This is a genomic window from Mesorhizobium sp. M7A.F.Ca.CA.001.10.2.1, from assembly GCF_003998575.1.
In the GTDB taxonomy this organism is placed as follows: domain Bacteria; phylum Pseudomonadota; class Alphaproteobacteria; order Rhizobiales; family Rhizobiaceae; genus Mesorhizobium.
The window spans coordinates 1-7,324 of record NZ_RZQY01000282.1 but is presented as its reverse complement, the minus strand read 5'-3'; the positions used below and the strand labels follow the sequence as shown (position 1 = coordinate 7,324).

Annotated in this window: 7 protein-coding genes; 1 reads left to right on the top strand and 6 read right to left on the bottom strand. The window is 62.4% G+C overall.

Going from position 1 to position 7,324, the window contains the following annotated elements:
* The 5 genes from EN964_RS18690 to uxaC all read right to left on the bottom strand — a co-directional run.
* On the bottom strand, positions 1-342 hold a 342-nt coding region (locus EN964_RS18690; protein WP_164775876.1), incomplete at its 3' end, for a FadR/GntR family transcriptional regulator.
* Between the two features lie 7 nt (positions 343-349).
* Entirely contained in the window at positions 350-1,630 is a 1,281-nt protein-coding gene (locus EN964_RS18685; protein ID WP_127269374.1) for a TRAP transporter large permease, read from the bottom strand.
* A 4-nt stretch (positions 1,631-1,634) separates the two neighbouring features.
* Positions 1,635-2,165 carry a TRAP transporter small permease gene (locus EN964_RS18680; RefSeq protein WP_127269376.1) on the bottom strand — a complete coding sequence of 177 codons (531 nt, stop codon included), beginning with the start codon at positions 2,163-2,165 and terminating at the stop codon, positions 1,635-1,637.
* Between the two features lie 100 nt (positions 2,166-2,265).
* Complete coding sequence (locus EN964_RS18675; RefSeq protein WP_372958886.1) at positions 2,266-3,192, bottom strand: TRAP transporter substrate-binding protein; 927 nt, start codon at positions 3,190-3,192, stop codon at positions 2,266-2,268.
* Positions 3,193-3,279: 87 nt separating this feature from the next.
* The gene (uxaC, locus tag EN964_RS18670) at positions 3,280-4,692 is read right to left on the bottom strand and encodes a glucuronate isomerase (RefSeq protein WP_164748766.1); all 1,413 of its coding nucleotides are present in this window, start codon (positions 4,690-4,692) and stop codon (positions 3,280-3,282) included.
* Positions 4,693-4,834: 142 nt separating this feature from the next.
* Here uxaC and EN964_RS18665 point away from each other — a divergent pair, with 142 nt between their 5' ends.
* Positions 4,835-6,364, top strand: a complete 1,530-nt coding sequence (locus EN964_RS18665; RefSeq protein WP_127267286.1) for a mannitol dehydrogenase family protein — start codon at positions 4,835-4,837, stop codon at positions 6,362-6,364.
* A gap of 45 nt (positions 6,365-6,409) precedes the next feature.
* Here EN964_RS18665 and lepB read toward each other — a convergent pair whose 3' ends face one another.
* Positions 6,410-7,156: a signal peptidase I gene (gene lepB / locus EN964_RS18660; protein WP_127270502.1), complete on the bottom strand. Its 747-nt coding sequence runs from the start codon at positions 7,154-7,156 to the stop codon at positions 6,410-6,412.
* Between the last annotated feature and the right edge of the window lie 168 nt (positions 7,157-7,324).

Genomic DNA, 7,324 nt, shown 5'->3' with positions numbered 1-7,324 from the left:
GGATTCGATCGCGCTCAACGTGCTCGAAGTGCGGCTGGCGATCGAATCCTTGCTGCCCATGTCCGCGGCCAGCGCGCCGAACATTGTCGAGATGTGCTCTGTGACGAAGACACCGGCGCCCTGGCGCGGTTCGACCAGCCCGTCGGCGGCAAGCTTGGCCAGCGCCTCGCGGATGACGGTGCGGCTGACGCCGAAGGTTTCGGTCAGTTGGCCTTCGGTCGGCAATTTATGGCCGGGCAGGATCTCACCCGCCTGCAACTGCTTGCGGATCGTCGTGACTACTGTCTCCGACAGTTTGGGTTTTCTCTCGACCCTGAGGTCGGTTGCGGTGTCCGATGCCATGTCGCCCCTATTTGAAGACGCTCGGTAGCCAGAGCGAAATGGCCGGAATATAAGTGACGAGCCCCAGTACCACGAGCCCGGCCCCATAGAACGGCCAGATCGAGCGCATCGCCTCCCAGACGGATATCTTGCCCACTGCGCACGCCACGAACTGCACAGCGCCCACCGGCGGCGTATTCAGCCCGATGCCGAAGTTGAGGATCATGATAACGCCAAAATGTACCGGGTCGACGCCGTAGGCTTGCGCCACGGGCAGGAAGATCGGCGTGCAGATGATGATCGTCGGCCCCATGTCCATGAAGGTGCCGAGGAACAGCATCAAGACGTTGAGCAGGAGAAGCACGACCAGCGGATCGTCCGAGATCGCGTTCATGGAGGCTATGAGCGCTGCCGGCACTTTCAGGAAGGCCATCAACCACGAGAACGCCGCCGCCATGCCGATGATGAGCAGCACCATGGCCGTGGTGCGCACGGCACCATGGGTGGCATGAACGAAACCTTCCCAAGTCATCTGCCGGTAAACGAAGACAGTGACGAGCAACGCATAGATGACCGCGACACAGGAACTCTCGGTCGCCGTGAAAACGCCCGATCGTACGCCACCGAAGATGATCGCGATCAGCAGCAGGCCGGGCACCGCGACAGCGAAGAGATGCGCGACGGCGGTGAAGCCCGGAAACGGCTCGGTCGGATAGCCGCGGGAGCGCGCCACGAAATAGGCGGTGATCATCAGCGACAGGGCCAACAGCAGGCCCGGAATGATGCCGGCCGTGAACAGGTCGGCGATGGAGATCTTTCCACCTGCCGAGATCGAGTAGATGATCATGTTGTGCGACGGCGGCAGGAGCAGCGCGATCAGCGCTGCCATCGACGTGACGTTGACGGCGTAATCCGCTCCATATCCACGCGCCTTCATCTGCGGGATCATCAAGCCGCCGACCGCCGCTGCCTCGGCCACCGCGGACCCCGAAATGCCGCCGAACAGTGTAGCGGTCGCAATGTTGACCTGCCCGAGGCCTCCTCGCAAATGGCCGACGAGCGAGCCGGCGAAGGCAACGATCTTGCTGGCGATGCCGCCGCGCACCATCAAGTCGCCGGCATAGATGAAGAAGGGAATGGCCAGCAGCGAAAAGACGCTCATGCCGGAATTCAGGCGCTGGAACACGATGAGCGGCGGCAGGCCCATATAGAGGACGGTGGCAAAGCTTGCGACGCCGAGGCAGAAAGCGATCGGCGTGCCGATAAGCATCAGAAGGGTGAAGACGCCGAAGAGAATCCAGAGTTCCATGGCGTCAGACCTTCACGTTCGCCGTGTCGAGCTCGGTTGCGACTTCCGCCGGCGGCAGTTCATCGAGCACATCGTCGATCGGCGCACCGGAGAGGCGAAGCACGATGCGCTCCAGCGTGAAGAGCACGACGAGCACGCCTCCCGCGACCAGCGGGACGTAGTCCCAGCCCCCCGATATGCCGAGCGACGGCAAGGTAGCGCCCCAGGTCAATGCGACCAGTTGGCTACCATACCAGATCATACCGATGCCGAAGGCGAGCGCGACGAGGTCCGAGATCATCCGCAGCCAACGCTTGCCGCCTTTGGGCAGTACGTAGAGCAGGACGTCGAAGCCGAGGTGATAGTTCTCGCGCACGCCGACGGCAGCGCCGAGGAAAATGAACCAGCTCATCAGCATCACCGAGCCCTGCTCGGTCCAGCTTGGCGAGCGGTTCAGGACATAACGACCGAACACCTGCCAGGCGACGAAGGCGGTCATCAGCACCAGCCCGATGCCTGCGACCCATAGCGCCGCTGTGCTGACGCGCGACATCATGCGCGCGACGCCGGACAGGGGCGGTCTGTGTTCTGGGCTGGAGGTCACCGGTTCTCTCCGCAAGAGGACGGCGGCGCGGAATGCCCGCGCCGCCGCTTGATCACTGCACGGCCTTGATGGCTTCGACCATGGCCTTCAGCTTGTCGTCCTTGACATGCTTCTCGTAGACCGGACCCATGGCGTCGATGAAGGGCTGCTTGTCCGGCGTCGTGATCTGCGAACCGGCCGCCTCGACCTTGGCGCGCGATTCCTTGACCTTGGCGGTCCACAGCTCGCGCTGCCTGGCGACGCTCTCCTTGGCGGCCGCCTTGAAGATCGCCTGATCCTCCGGCGTCAGCTTGTCCCAGCTCGACTTCGCCATGACGAAGGCTTCCGGCACCATAGTGTGCTCGTCGAGCGAATAGAACTTGGCGACTTCCGCATGCTTGGCGGTGTCGTAGCTCGGAAAATTGTTTTCCGCGCCGTCGATGACCCCGGTCTCGATCGCCGAATACACCTCGCCATACGGCATCGGCGTCGCGTTGGCGCCGAGTGCCGCCACCATGTCGACGAAGATGTCGGACTGGATGACGCGGAACTTCATGCCGGACAGATCGGCTAATGAGTTGATCGGTTTCTTCGAATTGTAGAAGGAGCGCGCGCCGCTGTCGTAAAAGGCGAGCAGCACCAGCCCGACCTGTTCGAACGCCGCCGCGATCTGGTCGCCGACCGCCCCGTCCATGACCTTGTGCATATGGTCTTCCGAGCGGAAGATGTAGGGCAGCGAGGGCACCGTGGTTTCGGGAATGAGCCCGTTGAACGGCGCCATCGAGATGCGGTTGAGGTCGATCACGCCGGTGCGAACCTGCTCGATCGTGTCCTTTTCTTCGCCGAGCTGCGCGGAATGATAGAGCTCGACCGCATAGCGGCCGGCCGTACGCTCCTTTACAAGCTCGCCGAAATATTTGACTGCCTCGACCGTCGGATAGCCGTCCGGGTGGGTGTCGGACGAGCGCAGAACCGTCTGGGCGCTTGCCGTTCCGGCCATCAGTGCGGCGGCGAGTAGCGCAACTCCCGTCAGTCTTGAAAAATGCAACATGGTTTCCTCCCTTTGCATTGCGGGCGAGTTGCCCCTTCAGAGCCGATACGCCTTTTTCGCCAGCGTATAGGTCAGTTCCCGCGCCAGCTCATGCGCCTCGTCCTCGCGCAGCCGATGCTCGGCGACGAGACGCGCCAGGAACGCGCAGTCGACTCGCCGCGCCACATCGTGACGCGCCGGGATCGATGGAAAGGCACGGGTGTCGTCGTTGAAACCGACGGTGTTGTAGAAGCCGGCCGTCTCGGTGGTCATCTCGCGGAAGCGCCGCATGCCTTCCGGGCTGTCGTGGAACCACCATGCCGGCCCGAGCTTCAGCGCCGGGTAGACACCGGCCAGCGGCGCCAGCTCGCGCGCATAACTGGTCTCGTCGAGCGTGAACAGGATGACGGTGAGGTCGCGCTCCAGCCCGACGCAGTCGAGCAGCGGCTTCAGCGCCGTCACATAATCGGTCCTGGTCGGGATATCGAAACCCTTGTCGCGGCCGAATTTCTGGAAGATCGCGGGCGAATGATTGCGCCAGGAGCCGGGATGGATCTGCAGGACCAGTCCATCGTCGAGGCTCATCTTGGCCATCTCGGTCAGCATCTGGGCGCGGAACAGTTTTCGCTCGCGCTCATCGTCGGAACCACGGCGAATCCGATTGAACAGCTCTTGCGCCGCCGCATCCGAAAGATTGGCGGTCTCGGCCGTCGGATGGCCATGATCCGACGAAGTCGCGCCGAAGCTTTTGAAGAAGGCACGCCGCTGGCGATGCGCATCGAGATAGCCGGCCCAATTGCCGGTGTCGCAGCCGGTGATCTCACCGAGCCGGTCGAGATTGGTTGAAAACCCTTCGAAATCTGGGTCGACGACCGCGTCCGGCCGATAGGCGGTGATAACGCGGCCCTGCCAGCCGCTGTCGCGAATCATCTGGTGCCATTGGAGATCGTCGAGCGCGCCTTCCGTGGTCGCGATGACCTCGATGTTGAAACGCTCGAACAGCGCGCGCGGGCGAAAATTCTCCCACTGCAGCAGCGTCGCGATGGTGTCGTAGTGGCGGTCGGCAGTCGCCGCGGTCAGCGGTTCGTCGATGCCGAACAGATCGGCGAGCACATGATCGAACCACAGCCGGGTCGGCGTGCCGCGAAACAGATGATAGTGCTCGGCAAAAAGCCGCCAGATCGCCCTGCCGTCGGTCTCGACCGGCGCGCCGTCGAGCGTCGCCACGCCGAGATCCTCAAGGCGGACGCCTTGGCTGAACAGCATGCGGAAGATGTAGTGATCCGGGACGATGAGCAGTTGCGCCGGATCCGGGAATGGCTCGTTCAGCGCATACCAGCGCGGATCGGTGTGACCATGCGGGCTGACAAGGGGCAGGTCCTTGATCCCGGCATAGAGATCACGGGCAATCGCGCGCGAATGCGCCTCGGCGGGAAACAGCAAATCCGCATGGGTCAGTGCCACGATCATCCTCCCAAGCCACTATCGGTAGGGGCGGCAAGAAATAATGTCAACATACAAAATTGCGATTGTTGTATGATGACTTTTCGACCCATTGTGTGGCAGGAAATCGAATGTTACGCCGCTTTGCCGATCCCTGCCGAGGCCACTCATGTCATCCGACCAGACCAGTCGCACCACGACGACCGAACGCCTTTCCACGAAGACCGTGCGCGCACTGCCGGCTTCGATCGCGACACCTGCGTATGATCGCAGCCGCGTCGTCCCGGGCATCGTGCACCTTGGTGTCGGCGCCTTCCACCGCGCCCATCAGGCAGCCTATGTCGACGATTGCCTGGCGGCAGGCGAGGCGGATTGGGGCATAACAGGCGTTTCGCTGCGCAGCACCGACACGCGCGACGCTCTCACGCCGCAGGACGGGCTCTACACGCTGGCGATCAGAAGCAGTGGAACCGAAAAGCTTCAGGTCATCGGCTCGATCGGTGCGATGCTGGTGGCGCCGGAGAATCCGGGCGCGGTGCTGGCCACGCTGACCGATCCGCACACCCGCATCGTCACGCTGACGATCACCGAAAAAGCCTATCTGAGGGCGGCAGGCGGGGGATTGGATGCCGCCCATCCCGATATCGTCCATGATCTGGCCAATCCCCGGATGCCGAAGACAGCGCATGGTTTCCTGACCGAGGCGCTTGCCCTGCGACGCGCCGCCGGCACGCCGCCCTTCACTGTCCTGTGTTGCGACAATTTGCCGGCCAACGGAGCCACGCTGCACCGGCTGTTGGTCGAATTCGCCCAGTTGCGAGATGCCGGGCTCGCTCAATCGAGTGATGTCGGAATTGCCGACCACATCGCACACCAGGTCGCGTTTCCCTCCAGCATGGTCGATCGCATCGTGCCGGCAACCACCGACGCCGATCGGGCGCGGATCGCTGAAGAACTCGGCGTCGAGGACGCCTGGCCCGTGATGACCGAGCCGTTTTGTCAGTGGGTGGTCGAAGATAAGTTCCCGACTGGCCGGCCCGCGTGGGAACAATTCGGCGTCACCATGGTTCGCGACGTCGGCCCGTTCGAGGACATGAAGCTCAGGCTGCTCAACGGCTCGCATTCGGCCATCGCCTATCTTGGCCTGCTCAGCGGTCATGCCACCGTCGACCGCGCCTTCGCCGACCCGGCGATCCGCCAATTCGTCGATGCCTTGTGGGCCGAAGCGATCCCGACCCTGCCCGAGGATGCCGGATTGGACACGAGCGCCTATATTGCGGAGCTCGCGGAGCGTTTTTCCAACACTGCACTTGCCCATCGCACGGCGCAGATCGCCAATGACGGCAGCCAGAAACTGCCGCAGCGCATCATCGCTTCCGCCATCGAATGCCTGGAAGCCGGTACCGAACTGGTCCATCTGACCCTGGTGGTGGCTGCCTGGATCGCCGCCTGCGCCGCGCGAGGGAAAACCTTGCCGGAGGGCCATTTCACCGATCCGCTCGACGCGGCGTTGACGGAACTTTTGAGTGAGCAACTGCCGGCGAATGAAACCGTGACCGCGGTGTTCGACCTGGCCGGCTTCGCTGGGGATCACGCCGAACGCCAGACGTTGATCGAACTTGTGGCTGTGCATCTCGTCCACCTGCGACGCGACGGTCCGACCTTGGCCTTCGCCGCGCTCGGCATAGATATGAAGTAGTCATCAACCAGACTTGGTGCGGGTCCGAACCAACTCGATTCAGGCTTATTTGCCGACCGAACCGTCCAGCGTTTGCCGGGAAGAATACTCCGTGCCTTTTGAATTCCAGAACAATCGCACGGCCTTGCCGACGAGGTTTTCGTAGGGAACGAAGCCGACCATGAATCGGCTGTCGGAGGCATTGTCGCGATTGTCGCCCAGCATGAAATAGTGGCCTTCGGGCACCTCAAATTCCCGCGTGTTGTCGCCGATGGAACTGTCCGTCAGGTCGAGAACGAAATGGGTGACACCACCCGGCAGGGTCTCCCGTTCAAGCCTGGCAGGTTGCTCGCGTTCCTCGTAGGAGAAAGTGCCTGCATCCTTGAGGCCGACGGCCACATCGTTGATGTGCAGCACGCCATTGACCATCTGGATCTTGTCCCCGGGTAGACCGACGATCCGCTGGATGTAATCCACGCTGGGGTCGGGCGGGAATTTGAACACCACCACATCCCCTCGCTTGGGCTCCGCGCCGAACATGCGGCCTTCTATCGGCAACAGATTGAACGGCACGCTGTAGCGGCTGTAGCCATATGCGAATTTGGAGACGAAGAGATAGTCGCCGCCTTGCAATGTCGGCACCATACTGCTGGATGGTATCGAAAACGGCTGGAACAGAAACGAACGGATCGCAAATGCAGCCGGATAGGTAGTCAGAAAGACAAGCACCAGCACCCAAAATCCGTGCGCATACCATCTCACCGGCTTGAACCGATGGGCGAAGGGCAGGACGAGCGCTGCCCCCAGGATCATCGAACCGATACCTGAAAAATTGGCCAGCCAGGCAAGATCGGTTCCCGGCAGCACCGGAAATCCGGTGTAGGCGAGTGCGAAAACGATGGCGCTGATCACCACCAGGCTGGCAACCGCCGGCTTGCCGCTGCCGATCCACAGAAATCCGCCGAATGGACCGCCAAAGGC

Coding starts and splice junctions, on each gene's coding strand:
- EN964_RS18685 (WP_127269374.1), bottom strand. CDS start 1,630: ATGGAACTCTGGATTCTCTTCGGCGTCTTCACCCTTCTGATGCTTATC.
- EN964_RS18665 (WP_127267286.1), top strand. CDS start 4,835: ATGTCATCCGACCAGACCAGTCGCACCACGACGACCGAACGCCTTTCC.
- uxaC (WP_164748766.1), bottom strand. CDS start 4,692: ATGATCGTGGCACTGACCCATGCGGATTTGCTGTTTCCCGCCGAGGCG.
- EN964_RS18675 (WP_372958886.1), bottom strand. CDS start 3,192: ATGGCCGGAACGGCAAGCGCCCAGACGGTTCTGCGCTCGTCCGACACC.
- EN964_RS18680 (WP_127269376.1), bottom strand. CDS start 2,165: ATGATGTCGCGCGTCAGCACAGCGGCGCTATGGGTCGCAGGCATCGGG.
- lepB (WP_127270502.1), bottom strand. CDS start 7,156: ATGATCCTGGGGGCAGCGCTCGTCCTGCCCTTCGCCCATCGGTTCAAG.